Origin of the sequence: Nostoc sp. (assembly GCF_036916655.1) — a bacterium.
Classification (GTDB): domain Bacteria; phylum Cyanobacteriota; class Cyanobacteriia; order Cyanobacteriales; family Nostocaceae; genus Nostoc.
On record NZ_JBALFY010000019.1, the window covers coordinates 36803 to 55320 of the forward strand.

The window sequence follows — 18518 nt, forward strand, 5'->3', positions numbered from 1 at the left end:
ATTCGGACGCAATTAGCTTTTTCATCATTTTTATACTGATGATCTCATCTTTATAAATAAGTAATAACTATATCTGGACACAGGTAAGTATGTCTATGAGAGTTCCCCATAACCACAAATTCAAATTATGGAAATTTTGTATAGTAGCCTGTACTATCAGTTTCACCATCAGCGGTTGTACGCCTGAAAAACGAGCAATGCTGCGAATAACTGCCGAGAATTTTCGCGATCGGGCCGCTGATGCTATTACATCGGTGAAGAAAATTTACCAACTGAATAATTTACCTATAGATGATAATTTAGTTGTCGATCAATTACTCACTGATACCAGTATTGAATTTGGAATTCCGACAGAAGTAAATAGCATTATCACCGGAGAAAGTCAGCAAAATTCCCAGTCATCAGATGTCGATCAAACACTCGATGCTTTAAAAGCAGAATATGATACAGCAGTCGAGGTATTTAACAAGCTAGAAACAATTGATTATGAAAGTACAAGGATAGTTGCTCAAACTGCCCAGCCAGCAAGATGTTTAACAGTAAAAATGCTACTTTTAGCCAAAATAATTCAAGAAAAACCACCAAGACCAATGGATTGGGAAAGGGTAATCATCAGTTCTAAGCTAAAGGATCTCGGCGAACGATATAGAAAGTTAAGTACATCTTCACAACCAGAAGCAGAAGAAATTAAGCGTCAAGTTATTGAAAAGATAGATGATTGGCGCAAGGTTAATGCTGCTGAACAACAAAGTTTAAATGAATCTATCTCTAAACTTTTGTTAGCAGCTGACACTGGTCGAAAACTATCAGAACTTATTGATGACTACCCTAATCTTAATTTTGAAGTTATTGCTGCTAGAGTTACTCAAATTTTTGGGGTAGCTACTAGTTTCACTGGTAACGACTACAGTTTAACACTCACAAAGATTATTACTCTTGAAAGAGAAGTTAACAAAGATGAAGTTTTAAAAGAATTCATGAAAGAAGTATCTCTGAGGAACAGACAATTACAACCACCAAACTCTCAATTATGCCAATGATTTTAGGGTAAAACTAGTTAGGAATCATGTTAAAAACTTAACTGAATATATAAAACATGACCACCAATAATATTTTAGATACTTTTGCAGAAATAATTTCTCAGCTTAAAGAAGTTCCTGGTAATCAAATTGACTTAGAACAACTCAATAAGACAGAAGAAAAATTACAAGATATTCTCTTTCAGCTTAATTTTGAACTTATCAATGCCCAACGTCAAAAAAACTGGGAAAACGTCAACAAGTTTAAGTTAGCAGTTAGCGAATGCAAACTTACTCTCGATCAGGTAAGAGCAGCAATTATAAATGTTAGTATCATCGGCATCGATCAAAAAAATCTGGTACAAATGCAAAAAATATTAGAGGAAATCGAGACTGCACGTAAAACTCAGGTAAATATAGATTTGGCCATCCGTTTACTAGGTTTTTTGCGTAAGCTGTTCCTTTAATCACAATCCTAAATCTACGGCGATGCGATGGGCACAAGCAAACCCAGAAAAAGCGACTGCATTCAAACCTTGACCCGGAAAGGTACTATCCCCTACACAATAAAGTCCTGGAATAGCTGTGCGATTAAAGGGCATATTCAATAATCCCCACAACTTGCGTCGGGGAATTGGCCCATAAGTGCCATCTTCACGACCCAAAAAGCGGCGATGGGTGCGCGGTGTTCCCACTTCTAAATAATCCAATGCGGCATCTAAACCGGGAAAAAGCTTCTCTAGGCGGTCAATAATTCGCCAAGCAGCCTTTTCTTTCTTCGCTTCGTACTCACCGTGAGAAAGTTCTTGCCAATCATCAATCCAGTGAGGCGTGAAGGCATGAATGATGTGATATCCATTTGGTGCTAAATCTGGGTCAAGTAATGTGGGAATCGAAACAAATACTGTGCCTTCTGCATCTGTCATCTTTTCCCAATCTTCCAGCAAAATATGGTGACACTCTGTCCCCACTGGTAAAACTGACTCCTTTACCCCTATATGCAAACTCAAAAAGCTTGGAGATTTTTGGTAGTTTTGTTGCCACTTTTTCTCATTATTTGGTATTGCTTCTGGTGGTAATAATTGTGTAAATGTATCCCACCGTGTAGCATTAGAAACTATACGTTTACCCCGATATACTTTACCATTCGCTAGTTCCACACCTACCGCTTTTCCCTGTTCTGTCAGAATTTTGGTGACTCTAGCTTGGTACTGAATCTGACCTCCAGCTTTTTCTAGACCATCTACTAGTTTTTGGGCAATTTGTCCGACTCCGCCTTTGGGATAGTTAACTCCGCCATAATGCCTGTCAGAAAAGACCATCCCAGCATTAATCATTGGTGTCATATCTGATGGAACTACCGACCAGCAATAACATTCCATATCGATAAATTTCAATAATTGCGGGTCTTTGATGTAACGCCGCGCCACATCTCCGGCATTTTGGGGCAGATACTTGGCTAAACCGAGACAGGCTAAAGGATGCTGGAAAAATACGCGCAGTAGATACCGAGGTTCTTCCAGTGACAGCAAATCCATGCTGTTGAGGCACTTGAATACTTTTTGGCATTCGTCATAAAAGCGACGAATCCCTTGTTCTTCGTGGCGAAAATGAGCAATAAGATTTTGCAAAAATTTTTCATAAACCCGGTCAACCTTCAGGTCTAAACCTTGGGGTAGATGATAGTGAATCTGTACCGGATCTGCGATCGCTTCTTGGCTGACATTTACACTTGATAATGCACGGGTGAGTAAGTTAGTAGTACCATTTTTTCCCAGTCCAAAAATCATTGATGCGCCAACATCGAATCGATAGCCTTGGCGTTCAAAATAACCAGCGCTACCACCTGGAATCAAATAACGTTCCAGTACGAGTACTTTCGCTCCCTTCGCTGCTAACTGAGTCGCTGTTACTAATCCGCCAATCCCAGACCCAATTACGATCGCGTCATTTGTCATTTGTCATTTGTCCTTTGTCATTTGTATTGAGCGTATCGCTAAAGCGAAAGCTCCGCTAACGCGTAGCGTCTTGTAGAGAGTCAATCAATATTTAATTTAACTAATGACAAATGACCAATGACCAATCAAAAAAAAAGAGGGACGAGCCTGCTGCTGCTGGCTAATCCCGTCTGCCGATCCTTAAAAGAGAGGAGAACACTTTATAAGAATCAATATAGCCTTGATTGAGAATAAATGTCAACTATTAATGAAAAGAATTCTCAATAATATTGAGCGCTTTAATTTTTAGCTGTCAGCCAGATGCAGGAAAGAGTATTATGGTGTTTCAGTTCTTATACAATAAAAAGGCGCCTGTTTTTGGCTATGACGCTACAATTGCGCGTTTATGTTCCACCCCATCCCCTGATCAAGCACTGGCTAGCAGTTGCCCGTGATGCAGGCACGCCTTCAGTATTGTTCCGCAGTGCGATGACTGAGTTGGGAAGATGGCTGACTTATGAAGCTGCGCGAGACTGGTTGCCCACCCAAGAAACGGCGGTGCAGAGTCCCTTAGATATTTGTCCCGCAACGGTAATTGATCCGCAAGTGCCGATGGCAGTAGTGCCGATTCTCCGGGCAGGCTTAGGATTACTAGAGGGAGCGCAGACTTTATTACCTTTAGCATCGATTTATCATCTTGGCTTGGCACGAGATGAAGAAACACTGCAACCTCATTGTTATCTGAACAAGTTACCAGAAAAATTTGACCCTCAAACACGAGTGTTAGTTACCGATCCAATGTTGGCAACTGGAGGGTCAATTATGGCAGCAATGGCAGAATTGACACAACGGGGTGCTGACCCAGCTCTGATACGGATTGTTTGTGTGGTAGCAGCTCCACCCGCTTTGCAAAAACTGAGTGAAGCTTATCCGGGTTTAATAATTTACACCGCTACTATTGACGAAAAACTAAATAGCAAGGGGTATATTGTACCGGGATTGGGAGATGCAGGCGATCGCATCTTTGGGACTTAAGCTACTATGCAGCTAGGGCAGGAAAATGGCATAACTACTGTAAAAGTTGCAAGGTTTGTTGAAGGCGGTAAAGATATGAGTCAGCGAGATGGTTTTGGCAGTGGCTTTTTAGCAGGGGCCTTTGTTGGTGGGATATTTGGCGGTGTAATCGGGGCACTGATTGTTTCTCGACGCGAACCAGAATTGCTAGCAGAAGAAGAAACACAACTGACAGATAGCCAAGCCGAAGCTAAGAAAATAGTAGCAAAGCGGCGTCAGATGAAAGCCTCAGAAAGTGAGAGCAACAGTATAGAAACGGCCAGGCGATCGCTAGAAGATAAAATTGCCCAGCTAAATGCCACAATTGACGAAGTGCGAAATCAACTAGGGAACGTAAATAGTAGTTCACCCCAACCAAGCAATGACCGCTCCCTCACTAAAGACTCCTGAGTTTGTTCAGGCGTGGTGAAAGTGTCAAGTGTGGTAAATATGGAATCCGCAAACATGACATGGACTAAATTAAAATTAAAAGATAAGACCGCGTTTGACACTTAGTAGGAAACCAACAAATCCATGTACCTTCTGATTAACACTCTGGCCAGTTTCATCCAGATTTATACTCTTCTGCTAATTATTCGGGTTTTATTGACCTGGTTCCCCAATATCAACTGGTACAACCAACCATTTGCCACTTTGAGCCAGATAACCGATCCTTATCTGAATCTGTTCCGCTCAATCATTCCCCCTTTGGGCGGTATAGACTTTTCAGCAATGTTAGCTATTCTACTGCTTCAAATAGTCGGTGGTGGTCTGCAATCCATCTGATAACACAGAATTTGCAGTTTGTTCCATATTCAACTGATGGATTTTAGGTCTGGGCTAACCTGCTCAGACTTATACAATCTCAAGTCTAATCATGAATGTGATAATTTAAAGCTGGCGCTATATTTCAAGGATTTCTGAGTATTTTATCGAAAACCTGCGTTGCGTTTAAAACCCCGTCTTTTTAAGACGGCTTTACTTACGTACTTGACCGCTAAAACCAGCAGCCTTAAACTGCTTCAGCTTCAACGGAGTAGGCTGATTTGCAGGTACAGAAATTCTCAATTCAAAATCGCTAATACCTGGTGGCACCTCAGTAATGGAGCCTAAGCGAGTGCGGTTTTGCATCACTGAGTCATTATTGGCATCATAGATACGTCCAAAAATATCTGCGTCGTAGACTGTTTTATTAGTGCCATTTTCTGCTTTGCCAATGACAAGAAAACAATTAGCCGCCGCGCTACCACTACTGAGAACAGCCCCTTCTGCAAGTTCTGGTGGGCAATCTTTATAAGAGACATCAAATAGTTTAATCTGTGTCAGGGCTATAGCTGGAGGAACAATCACCCACGATAGAAAGGTGATGAGACAGGAAATAAAAATGACCGTGAGTGAGCGCAACCGCATAAAAAACCCCGTGACTTAATTTAATAATGATTTAACTTACAACCTCAGCTTACAACATACCCCTACTCCGTTTCTCTACTTCCCTGATTGATTAGCAATTGCCTTCTCCCTCTTAGCCCTCACGAAAAGACTTTTTCAGCAAACCCTAATTATGTCCAGATTTAACGACAAAGGGATTGGAGACTTTAATTTAACTTTTGTAATAATTAGGGAAATAAGCCCTCAATTGCTATTAAATTATGACTCCAGATGAGATTGAAACAGCTATGCTTGCAGCCTTTAGTAGTTGTGATGCCGCAAGCTGTCCTCTCACTGACACCCAGAAGCAGATATTACTGCGACTGGTCGAGCAAATTCAGGGAAATTCTACCTCTGGGATGGCAAATATTGCTAATCCCTTAGATGAACTTACCCCAGAGGAGTTAGAAGCATTTTTACAATTTGTTAAGGATGAAGAACAACGCAACCGTACTTGGAAAGTGCAATTACTCAACGACTGGTTGCTGGAAAATGACTCTGGAAAGGTGCAATTCATTCGCCAACGCTATGGTTTACAGTGGTTGAATCGGGTTGAGGCGTGTCATTTTGACAAGTATTCTTATTTTGAGGATGCACTAAAGTTAAGAGTAGGCGATCGCATTGAAGTTTCTAATGCACTATGGGAATGGGTGCAAGAGGATGGGCCTTGTCAACGCGAATGGTTTCCCTGTATGGTGATTCAGGTTGAGGAAATTAGCGAGCGCAATGATTCTTCTACTAATTGCGTCGTCCGCTTCTTCAACGGCGCTGAGTATGAAATTCAAGGAATTTATGAATGGAATCGCTACAATTGGCGCTGGCCTCAAAAGAGTAAAGAATGCTGAGTTTTTAATCCTTGAACAACGCCCAAGCTAAAAACCTCTCAGTATAATACAACGCTAATTGATTGCTCACACCGTTGAAAACGGCATCAAAAGCGTGTTCCGCCCAAGGAATTTCTAGAAAAACCGCAGTGTTACCAGAGTCATGTAAACGTTTATACATCTGTCTGCCAAATCGCGCTTGCACCAAATGGTCGCGACTGCCGTAGATTAATAGAGTTGGCGGTAAAGGGTGCGTTAGATAATTTATCGGTGAAGCAATTTTATACTGATTAGGCAATTCTTCTACAGAACCACCAAGAAATGCTTTTAAAACAGCGCGGCTATTTATAGGATCGGGATTTGGTGGTGTTTTGTATCCTTCTGTTAAGTCAACAGGCCCGTAATAATTCACTACAGCACGGATGGGTAGTGCATCTGTTTGATAAGCCGCTAACATTGCTAGATGTGCCCCCGCAGAACGTCCTAAAAGTACCATACGTTCTGAATCAGCTTCATATTCAGCTGCATGTTTGCGAATAAAATTCAGGGCTGTACGCACATCATCTAACTGAGATGGAAACTGATATTGAGGGGCGTGTCGATAATCGATTGCAAATACCGTATATCCATGATTAGCAATATATTGATTAAACTCAGAATTGGCATGAGGATTTCCATATTGCCAAGCTCCACCATAAATTACTACCACTGCGGGATATTTCCCTACCTCTGAGGGTTGGTAAACTTCCATTTTCAAAGGCACTCCTCCAGGAGAAGCAAAGAGAATATCTTGTTGATGGCGCGTTTTACCTAATGGAATACCCCGGAAAAAATTAACTAAGTCAAAGGGATGGGTTTGCATTTTAGCCCTGACTTGGGGGGAAATTTGCTCTAGATAATTTGCTCCAAGCCCTTGTTTCATGGCTTTAGCCATCTGTATTTGAGTTGGTGGGATATTTATTAGCACCCATCCACAAATTAGTAATCCAATTAAACTGAAAATGCAAACTATACGTTGGATTTGACGGCGACGAATATAGAATAAAGACAACAACAAAAAGAGCAAATTTAATAAAAATAACCAAGGACTGATTTCTGGCGCTCCTACTGCTAGGGTGAGTAAAAACATATTTGGAGCGGGAAGAATAATCCAAGAACTAAGAATTAGACTGGCAAAACTGAGTAATAATGCAAGCCAGGATAAAAGTATTTTGGGTTTAGCGAACATAAATTAAAGTTCGGCAAGAATGACTCAAAAAAGTACAATTTAGCCGCTAATTATAAGATTAGCAATAGTTATACCGTTTCTTTGTGAAGCTACATATATTTAAATATGCTTGGATTAAGGGCTAATGGCAACAATTTGGGGTTTTCGAGACGCGATAAATCGCCGTCTCTACAAGTATTTTAGACTTATTTAAACTGTTTTTGTACCCAAATCCGAAAAGCTTTAAGGGTTGCATTTCTACCTGCTATTGTACTTTGCTCTAAATGTTGGGGAATTGCTTCAATTAGTGGGAATAGAGGAAAATTTAGGCTTTGCTGAGATTCTACATAATGACCATCTTGCAAAACATTAATTTGGAGCTTTCCTCGATCGAAACGCCAAAGTTCAGGCACTTTTAGCGCTTCATAAATATTAGGATGAGTGCGAGAAGTAATATCAATTTCTAGAGCTAAATCTGGAGGAGGATCTACTGCTAAATCTAGCCGCTTCTTGCCGCGAATCTTAGATTCATTTTTGATATAGAAACACTGATCGGGTTCTATACCTTGAGCCATTGCTTGGTTTTTGAAAGTGGTAGAACCAAGGCATCTAAACTCAATGTCTAATTCTTCCAGAAGCGCTTTGACTAAATCGCTAATAATTTCTTTATCGTCTTCATGTTCTGGCAGTGGTGCCATAATCTCCAGTATTCCCCGATCATAAGCAATTCGTGCTGCTCGGTGTTCTCCTAAATCCTCTAGAATTGCTTCTAATTCTTGCCAGGTTACATCTTGTAGCAGCACTCTTTGTCCTGGTGGAACATGGATGCGCTTTAATTCCAACAACATCATTTCCACTCCCAATAGCTGAAACCTAAATTTAGCTTACTCTAGTTGACTAATGTGCTGCGACAATTTTTGCTGCTTCATGGCTAGTGTATACTGGGGCGATCGCTCCAAAAAAACCAGAGTAAAGAAAAAACCTCTGGAATTCCCAGAGGTTTTGGTTCCTGATTTAGTTTCTAGTTGTTACTCCAATTTGTCCTCAGTCATTTCCTGATAATCAAAAAAAATTATTTGAACAACAAAAACCCCGACTTCTCAAAGAAGTCGGGGTTCTGAACCTGCGATTTTTTTGTATAGGGACTTCCAACAAATAAATTACCCAATCTTGTAGGGTGGGCATCTTGCCCATACGTGTCAACTTAACGTGAAACCGCTTGTCCGCCGGGAATTGAAATTCCCGTCTCATAGCTAAAGTCATCTGAAGATGACTAAATATCGCCAAAAATCTCCAGTCTACTTCAGTAGACTTAAGCTATTAGACCGGAAATTTATTTCCGGGCGGGCATGGAAGCCAACAGATAAGCTATTTCCAGCTTAAGTTGACACAAATGCATCTTGCCCGCCTTTAGATATGGGCGGGCGAGACGCCTACTCTACAAGAAGTAGTTGAGTATTTTTTATTTGGAAGTCCCTATATTGAGTCTCAACCTAATCTACGCGATTAATTCTTCGCCTGTGGCTGCGAACCAGGAATCGTTATATCTATTGGTGTCACCTTTGCAGCTAGCTGTGTCAACGGTGGTTGAATGGCGGTTTGATTCCCCACTACTAGAGTCACAATCTTTTCTGGCTTGAGGTATTCTCGTGCTACCCGTTGGACATCGGCTGCTGTGGTGGCGGCGACGGCTTTTTGATAGCGAAAGAGAAAATCAGCAGGATAGCCGTAATATTCGTATCGCATCAACCGTGATAAGGTTTGGCTGGGGTCTTGAAAGTTGAATACAAAGGAGTTGAGTGTAGACTCTTTAGCAAAAGCGAGTTCTTTTGCTGTCACTCTTTGAGTTTGAGTGCGCTTGATTTCAGCTTGTAAAGCTTTGACAAACTGGACGGTAGCATCCGATCGCGTTTGTCCACCAGCAACAAAGATGCCAGGATAATCGTAGCGGGGACTCCACTGCCCGTAGACAGAGTAAGCTAAACCTTGACGCGATCGCAATTCATTAAATAAGCGTCCGCCAAATCCATTTAACACCCCATTTAATACATCCAGCGCTGCATAATCGGGATTGTCGAAACGTCCGCCTAAATGTCCCAGAAGCACACTACTTTGCGTTAGTTGTGGCTGATTGACAAAAAAGACTCCACCTGTATTAGCTGCTAAAACCTTTGGTAATGTGGGTTTAGCAATCCCTGGATTCCGCTGCCAATCACCAAACTTAGCTTGAATGAGCGATCGCATTTTCTTACTATCAAAATCGCCCACAATCCCCAAAATTATATTATTGGGGTGAAAATATTGTTGATAAAACTTGAGCAAATCCTCACGCTCAACTTTATCAACCGTTGCATACTCGATAGTGCGAGAGTATGGGCTATCTTTGCCATAGATCAATTTTTTAAATTCTCGATTAGCAATCCCATCTGGATTGTCATTACGACGAGCAATGCCACCCTTGGCTTGTGTCTTAGCTAAGTCTAGCTTTTCTTGAGCAAATACAGGCGATCGCAGCACCTCTGCAAACAGCCCAAACACCGTTTCTAAATCTTCGCTGAGTGCGTCAAAGCTAGCACCACCAGAAGCTTCACCAATACTAGCTTCTACAGATGCCGCCCGTTGTTCTAATATTTCGTTGAGTTCATCAGCCGAATGCTGCTTAGTTCCTCCAGTTCGCATTACCGCGCCTGTAAAACCAGCCAACCCGACTTTCTCCGGTGGTTCTAAGCGATTCCCTGTGCGTACAAAGGCCGTTCCATTCACCAACGGTAACTCATGATCCTCCATCAAATAGACAACCAAGCCGTTTTGCAGCACAAACCGTTCATACTTAGGTAACTTAATCTCAGGTAGCGGTGGTAGTTGCAAGTCTGTATAATGCTTTGCCTCAGTCGTCGCCGCCAAAGAAAAATTACAAGTTAAAAGTAAACACGCAAAAACAGCAACCAAAGCATAAATCAGCCCCTTCACATTTCGGATTTTAGATTTTAGATTTTGGATTGATCGGAAGCGAAATTTTGCATTTATGCCAGCAAAAGACTTTTTTACCATCTTGAATTCTCCATATTTCTCTTTCTCTACATCTGGGGCTGTTTGTTACACCATTTCACTTTTTGGTCGTTACATTTGAATTCCTCGAATCGTAGCTTCAGCAAGCTTTTGATAATCCAAAATCCCAAATCTAAAATCTAAAATTGTCTCATGCTTCTTTCGACAACAACTTCCCAATCGTGCGATTTTCTGGCGTAAATGTCTCCTTTGCCACCCGCTCAATATCAGTCGTTGTCACGGCTGCAATATCATCCAACTGCTTAAACAAATTCCGCCAAGAGCCAGTTTTCACCTCATATTCCAACAATTGTTGAGCCATCCCCGTATTAGAATCGAGGGTACGCAACAAACTTGCCCGTGCTTGGGTTTTCACCCGTTCTAAATCAGCCGTCGCTACAGGCTCAGTTTTTAATTTGTCAATTTCTTGCCGCAAAGCCACCGCCAACTCATCAACTGTATGACCAGGAGCCGTGAGAGCATAGAAAAATATCAGATTTGGGTACTTATCTCCAGGAAATCCGCTATAACCTTGGGCACTTAGCGCCAAACGCTGCTTTTCTACCAAAGACTTATACAGCCGCGACGTGCGTCCATCACTTAATAAACTGCCAATAATTTCATAGATTGCATTATCTGGATGAGTCACAGCCGGACGGTGATAACCTTCTAAATACCAGGGTTGAGAAGATAGCTGTAAAGTAACTTCCCGTGTTTGTTTTTGTGACGGTTCTACCGGAATTTTTTCTACAGCTTTGGTTTTTGCTTGAAAGCGGCCAAAATAAGTTTGCGCCAGTTTTTTCACTTGAGCGGGATTGACATCTCCGACAATGGCAATGGTCAAATTACTTGGTACATAGTAAGTATCAAAAAAATTTTGGACATCTTCTGGTGTCAGATTGCGAATATCTTCGTCATAACCAATCACCGGACGCCTGTAGGGATGGACTTTGTAAGCCGTATCGATAAATTTTTCCACCATCAAACCAATGGGAGAATTCTCCACCCGCATCCGTCGTTCTTCTAAAATTACATCTTTTTCTTTATAAAACTCACGACGAATTACCGGATCGAGAAATCGTTCCGACTCCAGCGACATCCAAAGTTCTAGCTTATTGGCAGGAAAGCTATAAAAATAACGAGTGGCTTCAGTAGAAGTATTGGCATTTAAACCCACACCTCCCGCTTGTTCGACAATTTGCCCCAATTCGTTTTGCTTGACTAGCTTGGCTGCTTGCGATTCCACTTGCTCAAACTCAGTTTGTAACCGAATAACCTCAGCTTTTCTGCCATTGGCTTTCGCGGTTTTAATTTGGGCATTCAACTGCTCTAAAGCTTCTAGTAGCGGTTTTTCTTTTTTGTAGTCTTGTGTACCGATGCGCGTTGTACCTTTGAATGCCAAATGTTCCAGAAAGTGAGCTACACCTGTTTTGCCATCTACCTCATCGACACCACCAACATTTGCGTATGTAAGAAAAGAAACCACAGGCGCTTGATGCCGTTCCAAGACGATGAATTTCAAACCATTGTCGAGGCGAAACTCCGTTAACTGCTTGATGACTCGATCTAGATAAGGTTGGATCGAACTTTGAACTGGCGGGGTTTGAGTTTTGGTTTCTTGAGGAGGGGGTGCTGTCTGAGTTTGAGCTAGAGCAACTTCTGGTAGCAATCCCCACGAGAAGATGATCCAAGTCAACAAAGCGATCGACAACCGCCGCAATATGACAGATACTCGATCTGACCAATCCAAAATCTTTAATTTAAAATCCAAAATTGACCGACTGCTCTGGCTCATAAGCGAAAATTACGATAAAGTTACATTACCTAAAAAACAGGATACTTAGCAAAAGAGCGTTAATCTTGTTGTATTAAGCTTTCAGTGGCTCTTTATGCCTAACGTTAGACAATAATGCTACAAATCCTGTTACGGATATCTAACCATAACTGTTATGCGAATTTTTAATTCTTCCCCACCTTCAGAAGCTCAGACGCGCACCCGAATTTTAGAGGCTGCACAACGGTTGTTTGCCTCTCAAGGGTTTGATGGTACTACCACCCGCGATTTAGCACAACAAGCAGGTGTTGCTGAAGGCACTCTATTTCGTCATTTTCCCAATAAAAAAGCAATTTTGGTGGAAGTAGCCACGAGTGGATGGGTAGAGATTCTCACCGATTTGCTCACAGAGTTAAGTGAAATGGGCAGCTATAAAGCCGTAGCGCAGGTGATGCGCCGCCGGATGTGGAATTTCCAAAAAAATGCCGATTTGATGCGTGTTTGTTTTATGGAGGTGCAGTTTCACCCCGATTTACGCGATCGCATTCAATTAGAAGTCATTACCAAAATGACTGATGTGGGTGAAGCATTCTTTCAAACAGCAATGGATAAAGGTATTTATCGTCAAGGGGACGCGAAGCTAGTTGCAAAAGTTTTCTTAGGAATGTTTGCGATCGCAGGTTTTTCTAACAACACCCTTATCGAACCTGACGCCTCTCCTCAACAAATGCAGGAAATGGCCGAAGGACTTGCTGATATTTTTCTGAATGGTGTCTTGGTTAAAGAGTAATGAGTTATGAGTTATGAGTCATGAGTTATGAGTTATGAGTTATGAGTTATGAGTTATGAATTTTAACTCCTAACTCCTCACTCCTAACTAATTATTGTTTTCGCTTGCTGACTCCACTGCTGTACTAGCTCAATTGCTGGACACAAATCTCGGCGTTGCATTGTGGCTACTTGCAAGCGCATAATTTGTTGGTGCAATCTGTGAGTGGGAGTTTGAGCTAACTGCACCACAGAACCAATACCCGCATGAAGCAATAAACCACAATATTGTGTCCCGACACTGGGAATACGCGCCAAGTCAGCTAAAGCCATCCATTTATTTACATACTGAAGATGAATCTGTAGTTTATTTGCTAATGCTAGTCTTGACTCTAGAGTTTTACCTTGTTTGAATAGCGCTACTGTGCTGCTAATCCCACAATTTTGCAGTTGCGATTGTTCTTCGTGGCTCAGTCCAGGTAATTGCTCAATTGGCCAATCACGAGATTGGATAAGATTTCTAGCATCTTTTTGTTTAGCAGACATATTTAAAATTAAAATATTAGGTTTCTTTAAATATTGTGACAGTTGTTTCTTGGCAAGAGCGTACTTTTGCGATTCAGTGTTTGTATAGCCGTGCTATTCTAACTCAATCTTCTGCAATGCGATTGTTTCAACTAACAATGCGATTGTTTCGCCTAACAATGCCATTGTTTCGTCTAACAATGCGATTGTTTTGTCTGACAATACGATCGCATCGGCTTGCAAAAATTAATTAGTCTATGATATTCATGCGGTAATTAACTCGCCTCGCAGTACAGTTACCGCTTGTCCAGAGAGAAAGACGCGATCGCCTCCGTCATAATATACTTTCACCACACCACCGCGACTGGATGCCTGATAAGCCAAAAACTCATTTTTGTGCAAGCGATCGCGCCAAAAGGCAGCAAGGCAACAATGAGCCGCCCCAGTCACAGGGTCTTCATTAATACCTAATTTCGGTGCAAAGAAGCGTGATACGAAATCGTATTCGGAATCAGAATTGGCGGTGCTAGTGACGATTACATCACCAATAGACAACGTTTTCAAGAGTTGGAAATTTGGCTGTACTTGCCGTACCAATTCTTCAGATTCTAATTCCACTAAATAGCCGAGGGAATTTTGGAAGACAGATTTGTATCGTACACCCAAAGCTTCACTAAGTTCTGGAGGTGCGATTGCTGCTCGTGAGTGATTCACAGGAAAATCTAATTCAATCCACTCACCTTGCAACTTTGCAATCAGTACCCCACTTTTGGTATAAAAACGCGCAATTTCATCATGCAACAAATGCCCTTCTGACCAAAGTACATGGGCGCTAGCTAAAGTTGCATGACCACAAAGCGGTACTTCTACCGTGGGTGTAAACCAACGCAGATTGAAACCATCATCCTGTTTGACAAGAAAAGCCGTCTCAGATAAATTCATCTCCTGCGCCACGTTCTGCATCCAGCCTTCATCTTGGGGAGTAGGCAAAACACAGACAGCAGCAGGATTACCTGCAAAAGGTGTATTGGTAAAAGCATCAACTTGAGTAATGATTTGTCCCATTAGAGTCACGTCGCTTCGCTCCGAATTCAAAATTTAAAATTTAAAATTCAAAATTAATGATCCCCATAAATAAATTTAGACGTAGGTTGGGTGGAGGCTTTGCGTAACCCAACATATTCGCGGAGCGTCTCCCACAAGAGAAGGGTAAAAATCTTGTGCTATAGTTTTTATAAAAAATTGATTTTACTCTAAAATGTTAAAAGTCGTCAAAGTCAGGTTATATCCAGATGTCCAACAACAGCAGTCACTAGCGAAAGCTTTTGGCAGTTGTCGTTGGCTGTGGAATTATTGTCTGAATTTGATGAATCAAACATACAAAGAAACTGGTAAAGGTTTGTCCGGTTATACTGTCAAAAAACTAATTCCGCAGCTGAAAAAAGAGCATGATTGGCTGGCTTTGAATTACTCACAGTGCTTACAACAAGTCTGCTTGAATCTAGGAGTAGCTTTTAATAACTTTTTTGAAAAAAGGGCAAAGTATCCAAACTTCAAGTCAAAGCATGTTTTGCAATCGATACAGTATCCTCAAAACGTCAAGCTTGCTAACAATCATTTAACTTTACCCAAGATAGGGGATGTATCAGCAATAATTCATAGACCTGTTGAGGGAAAAATTAAAACTGTCACTATATCTAAAAACTGTTCTAACCAATACTTTGCAGCTATTCTATTTGATGATGGCAAGGAAAAACCAGAATCAAACACGGATGGTAAAGTAATAGGTATTGATTTGGGATTGACTCATTTTGCTGTTACTAGTGATGGTTCTAAATTTGATAATCCTAGAATACTCAACAAACACGATTTGAACTTAAAGTTCAAACAGCAACAACTGTCTAGGAATAAGAAAGGTTCTAATAACCGTATTAAATCTAGAAAGAAAGTTGCTAGAGTTCACAGAAAAATTGCTAACTGCCGTGAAGATTTTCTACACAAACTATCTCGTAGAATAGTTAACGAAAACCAAGTGATTGTGGTTGAAAATCTCAACGTTAAAGGCATAATGCAAAACCACTGTCTAGCTAAATCTATTCATCAGATTGGCTGGGGAATGTTTTGCACAATGCTTAAATACAAAGCAGAGATAGAAGGCAAGATTTATCAAGAAGTAGATAGGTTTTTCCCTAGTTCAAAAACCTGTCATGTTTGTCTTAATCAAGTTGGAAGTTTGCCTCTAGATGTCAGATTTTGGACTTGTGAAAAGTGCAATACAAGACATGACAGGGATATTAACGCAAGTATTAACCTTCGAGATGAAGGACTACGAGTTTTGACCTCTGGAACGGGGGATAAAGCCTGTCGCCCAGATGTAAGTCGCAGTAATAGAGGACGTAAGAAATCTACTACTACGCTTTCTGTTGGGCAGGAAGCCCACACTTTATCGTCAGGTCAGTGTAGGTAGTTCACGAATACAATCTCCAAAAACTAGAGTCAATGTTAAAGCAAAACGAAAATATGAGGATAAAAATCTTCAGAAGCATCTTTGCTGCGTTCAACTTAGCGCTAATTTCTGGAGGATTAGTTAGCTGTGTTGTTGAAGTACCACAGCCACCTGTTCCAACTGAGCAACAAAAACCAGTCGTACAACCTAGCCAACAGCCTAAGCAGGCAAAGCAGAACGATAAAGATGATAAACATAGCGATCGCAAAAATGATCAAAAAGATGGCGATCGCAAGGATGATAAAAAAGATGACGATAACGACTAAATAAAGGTAAAACTATCACCTTAAATTTATGCTTATCCCACAAACTTCTACTTCCCTCATCGAGACTTTACGCCGCCGCCGCCAACAACTAGCCAATCTCATTGATTTTCCAGTAATTCTGTGGTCAGGTAGCAACAATCCGCGCAACTTTCCGGCAAATTCCTTTCCGTTTCGTGCTAGCAGTCATTTCCTCTATTTTGCTGGACTGCCATTATCAAAGGCGGCAATTCGTTTAAAAGCAGGCAAGCTAGAATTATTCATCGACGATCCGTCACCCAGCAGCGCCCTTTGGCATGGAGAAACGCCAACGCGCCAGGAAATAGCCGAAAAGATTGGGGCGGATATGGCAGGGCCAATGGCAGAATTAGAGTCTTGGGTAGAAGATGCCGCTACACTTGCTGCTCAAGATGCAGCTACTTGGACGCAGCAATCACAGATATTAAATAAATGGGTTTTACCCCAAAGTCCTCCCCAAGGAATTGACTTGGAGTTAGCTAAGGCGATCGTTTCTCTGCGCCTGATCCATGATGATGCGGCATTAATCGAGTTGCGAAAAGCTGCTGCTGTGACTGTAAAAGCCCACAAAGCTGGGATGGCTGCAACACCCCAAGCCAAATTAGAAGCAGAAGTTCGGGCAGCGATGGAAGGGGTAATTATTGCTCACAATATGACTACCTCTTACAACAGTATTGTCACTGTTCACGGTGAAGTTTTGCATAACGAGCATTATCACCATAATTTGCAACCAGGTGATTTACTGCTTGCCGATGTTGGCGCTGAAACCGAGATGGGTTGGGCAGGTGATGTAACTCGCACGTGGCCAGTTTCCGGGAAGTTTTCATCTACCCAAAGAGATATTTATAATGTGGTGTTGGCAGCCCATGATGCCTGCATTGCCAAAATAAAGCCTGGTGTAGAGTATGGCGATATTCATTTGCTAGCGGCTACAGCGATCGCAGAAGGTTTAGTAGAGTTAGGTATTTTACAAGGAAATCCCCAAGATTTAGTAGAAATCGATGCCCACGCGCTGTTTTTCCCTCATGGTATTGGTCATCTACTGGGTTTAGATGTCCATGATATGGAAGATTTAGGCGATTTAGCAGGGTATGAAGAGGGACGTACAAGGAGCGATCGCTTTGGCTTAAGCTACCTGCGTTTAAATCGTCCCCTGCGTCCAGGAATGTTAGTCACAATTGAGCCTGGTTTTTATCAAGTACCAGCAATTTTAAATGATGCTAATGTCCGTTCAAAATATCAGAGTGTGGTGAATTGGCAGCGTTTATCTGAATTTGCCGATGTTCGCGGAATTCGTATTGAAGATGATGTTTTAGTTACTACAGAAGGCAGCGAAGTCTTAACAGCCGCATTGCCAAACGATGCTGATAGTGTGGAAAATCTAGTCAATGACTGAGTTTATGTGATGCGCCAAACCCTTTTAACTTCTTTGCACATCACGTTCAGATCGTGAATCCAGCAATATCCTTAACATAGAAGCATCACGCTCATCATCAGTGTTAGAGTACTCCTCTGGATCTCGATTTACCTGCACTTCTGCAATCTTTACGCTTTCTGCAATCACCTCAAAATGCACTTTGAAAATGCAAAAACCAGTCCAACTACGATGCAAGTATAGCCAAGGAGCTTCATAGAAAATGAACCACTTATCTTCCATCTGCTCTGGAATTACTCCAGCAGCAATCCGGTCGAATTCTTCCTGTGAGTAAACTTTTTCTAGCGTTATATTTGTGGATGTGGAAGGCATAGGTTCTGTCTTCCAATCATTACGTTTAGCTATTTGCATAGTTTTAGTTTCAGGGTAACTGAAACTTTCAAGATTTAAGGGAACTCCAAGAAATAAATTATCCAAAGTTGTGGGGTGGGCATCTTGCTTGGGCGGGCGAGACGCCCACCCCACAAGAGTTAATTGAATATTTTTTTATTTGAAAGTCTCTAAAACCCTCATCCCCATAGTTATTAGTCATTAGCCAATAGAGTTGGGTTAAGTAAGGTTTTTTGATGAAAATTATAAATCTCAAAGACGCGATAAATCGGCATCTCTACAATAATCAGTCTTTTGTCTTGATGCTGATTCATCACGTCTCTTGCCTTAACCAAACAGTATTGAGTCATTAGTCATTGGTGCTAATGACTTCGATTTTCCTC

General features: G+C 41.5%; 20 protein-coding genes. 10 read left to right on the forward strand and 10 right to left on the reverse strand.

All coding sequences use genetic code 11. The annotated features are described in order from the left end of the window. Positions 1-89: 89 nt before the first annotated feature. Together V7L31_RS04395 and V7L31_RS04400 are read left to right on the forward strand one after the other, a co-directional pair. Positions 90-1040: a hypothetical protein gene (locus V7L31_RS04395; RefSeq protein ID WP_334695117.1), complete on the forward strand. Its 951-nt coding sequence runs from the start codon at positions 90-92 to the stop codon at positions 1038-1040. Between the two features lie 56 nt (positions 1041-1096). Beyond that, positions 1097-1486: a hypothetical protein gene (locus V7L31_RS04400; protein WP_334695118.1), complete on the forward strand. Its 390-nt coding sequence runs from the start codon at positions 1097-1099 to the stop codon at positions 1484-1486. Here V7L31_RS04400 and crtH read toward each other — a convergent pair whose 3' ends face one another. After that, entirely contained in the window at positions 1487-2977 is a 1491-nt protein-coding gene (crtH, locus tag V7L31_RS04405) for a carotenoid isomerase (protein ID WP_334695119.1), read from the reverse strand. A gap of 363 nt (positions 2978-3340) precedes the next feature. Between crtH and upp the strand changes: the two genes are divergently transcribed. The 3 genes from upp to V7L31_RS04420 all read left to right on the forward strand — a co-directional run bounded on the left by upp (position 3341) and on the right by V7L31_RS04420 (position 4795). Beyond that, positions 3341-3991: a uracil phosphoribosyltransferase gene (gene upp / locus V7L31_RS04410; protein WP_334695120.1), complete on the forward strand. Its 651-nt coding sequence runs from the start codon at positions 3341-3343 to the stop codon at positions 3989-3991. Positions 3992-4066: 75 nt separating this feature from the next. Next, complete coding sequence (locus V7L31_RS04415; RefSeq protein WP_334695264.1) at positions 4067-4420, forward strand: hypothetical protein; 354 nt, start codon at positions 4067-4069, stop codon at positions 4418-4420. Between the two features lie 123 nt (positions 4421-4543). Further along, a complete protein-coding gene (locus tag V7L31_RS04420; RefSeq protein WP_334695121.1) occupies positions 4544-4795 on the forward strand; it encodes a YggT family protein in 252 nt (83 codons plus the stop codon). Between the two features lie 192 nt (positions 4796-4987). Here the strand turns inward: V7L31_RS04420 and V7L31_RS04425 are convergent, their stop codons facing one another. Next, complete coding sequence (locus V7L31_RS04425) at positions 4988-5419, reverse strand: biotin carboxylase (RefSeq protein ID WP_334695122.1); 432 nt, start codon at positions 5417-5419, stop codon at positions 4988-4990. Between the two features lie 239 nt (positions 5420-5658). On the opposite strand from V7L31_RS04425, the gene V7L31_RS04430 reads away from it, so the two are divergent. Further along, positions 5659-6282, forward strand: coding sequence for a hypothetical protein (locus V7L31_RS04430; RefSeq protein ID WP_334695123.1), 624 nt, complete (start codon positions 5659-5661; stop codon positions 6280-6282). A 4-nt stretch (positions 6283-6286) separates the two neighbouring features. On the opposite strand, the gene V7L31_RS04435 is transcribed toward V7L31_RS04430, so the two are convergent. The 4 genes from V7L31_RS04435 to V7L31_RS04450 all read right to left on the reverse strand — a co-directional run bounded on the left by V7L31_RS04435 (position 6287) and on the right by V7L31_RS04450 (position 12311). Beyond that, positions 6287-7489: an alpha/beta hydrolase gene (locus V7L31_RS04435; RefSeq protein ID WP_334695124.1), complete on the reverse strand. Its 1203-nt coding sequence runs from the start codon at positions 7487-7489 to the stop codon at positions 6287-6289. 185 nt (positions 7490-7674) lie between these two features. Beyond that, the gene (locus V7L31_RS04440) at positions 7675-8316 is read right to left on the reverse strand and encodes a Uma2 family endonuclease (protein ID WP_334695265.1); all 642 of its coding nucleotides are present in this window, start codon (positions 8314-8316) and stop codon (positions 7675-7677) included. 658 nt (positions 8317-8974) lie between these two features. Next, on the reverse strand, positions 8975-10519 hold the full coding sequence (locus tag V7L31_RS04445; protein ID WP_334695125.1) for a M16 family metallopeptidase: 1545 nt from the start codon (positions 10517-10519) through the stop codon (positions 8975-8977). A 148-nt stretch (positions 10520-10667) separates the two neighbouring features. Continuing rightward, positions 10668-12311: a M16 family metallopeptidase gene (locus tag V7L31_RS04450; RefSeq protein WP_334695126.1), complete on the reverse strand. Its 1644-nt coding sequence runs from the start codon at positions 12309-12311 to the stop codon at positions 10668-10670. A 154-nt stretch (positions 12312-12465) separates the two neighbouring features. On the opposite strand from V7L31_RS04450, the gene V7L31_RS04455 reads away from it, so the two are divergent. Beyond that, on the forward strand, positions 12466-13080 hold the full coding sequence (locus tag V7L31_RS04455; RefSeq protein WP_334695127.1) for a TetR/AcrR family transcriptional regulator: 615 nt from the start codon (positions 12466-12468) through the stop codon (positions 13078-13080). An 83-nt stretch (positions 13081-13163) separates the two neighbouring features. Here the strand turns inward: V7L31_RS04455 and V7L31_RS04460 are convergent, their stop codons facing one another. Together V7L31_RS04460 and V7L31_RS04465 are read right to left on the reverse strand one after the other, a co-directional pair. Further along, positions 13164-13604 (reverse strand): DUF4332 domain-containing protein, encoded by a 441-nt coding sequence (locus tag V7L31_RS04460; protein WP_334695128.1) that lies wholly within the window; start codon positions 13602-13604, stop codon positions 13164-13166. A gap of 243 nt (positions 13605-13847) precedes the next feature. Beyond that, positions 13848-14648 carry a PhzF family phenazine biosynthesis protein gene (locus V7L31_RS04465; RefSeq protein ID WP_334695266.1) on the reverse strand — a complete coding sequence of 267 codons (801 nt, stop codon included), beginning with the start codon at positions 14646-14648 and terminating at the stop codon, positions 13848-13850. Between the two features lie 193 nt (positions 14649-14841). Here V7L31_RS04465 and V7L31_RS04470 point away from each other — a divergent pair, with 193 nt between their 5' ends. From V7L31_RS04470 to V7L31_RS04480, 3 genes are read left to right on the forward strand one after another with little or no spacing between them, the layout of a single operon-like run. After that, on the forward strand, positions 14842-16050 hold the full coding sequence (locus V7L31_RS04470; protein ID WP_334695129.1) for an RNA-guided endonuclease InsQ/TnpB family protein: 1209 nt from the start codon (positions 14842-14844) through the stop codon (positions 16048-16050). Positions 16051-16103: 53 nt separating this feature from the next. Further along, positions 16104-16355 carry a hypothetical protein gene (locus tag V7L31_RS04475; protein ID WP_334695130.1) on the forward strand — a complete coding sequence of 84 codons (252 nt, stop codon included), beginning with the start codon at positions 16104-16106 and terminating at the stop codon, positions 16353-16355. 28 nt (positions 16356-16383) lie between these two features. Next, positions 16384-17766, forward strand: coding sequence for an aminopeptidase P family protein (locus V7L31_RS04480; RefSeq protein WP_334695131.1), 1383 nt, complete (start codon positions 16384-16386; stop codon positions 17764-17766). A 24-nt stretch (positions 17767-17790) separates the two neighbouring features. On the opposite strand, the gene V7L31_RS04485 is transcribed toward V7L31_RS04480, so the two are convergent. Next, complete coding sequence (locus V7L31_RS04485; protein WP_334695132.1) at positions 17791-18156, reverse strand: hypothetical protein; 366 nt, start codon at positions 18154-18156, stop codon at positions 17791-17793. Positions 18157-18329: 173 nt separating this feature from the next. Further along, on the reverse strand, positions 18330-18485 hold the full coding sequence (locus V7L31_RS04490) for a hypothetical protein (RefSeq protein WP_334695133.1): 156 nt from the start codon (positions 18483-18485) through the stop codon (positions 18330-18332). Between the last annotated feature and the right edge of the window lie 33 nt (positions 18486-18518).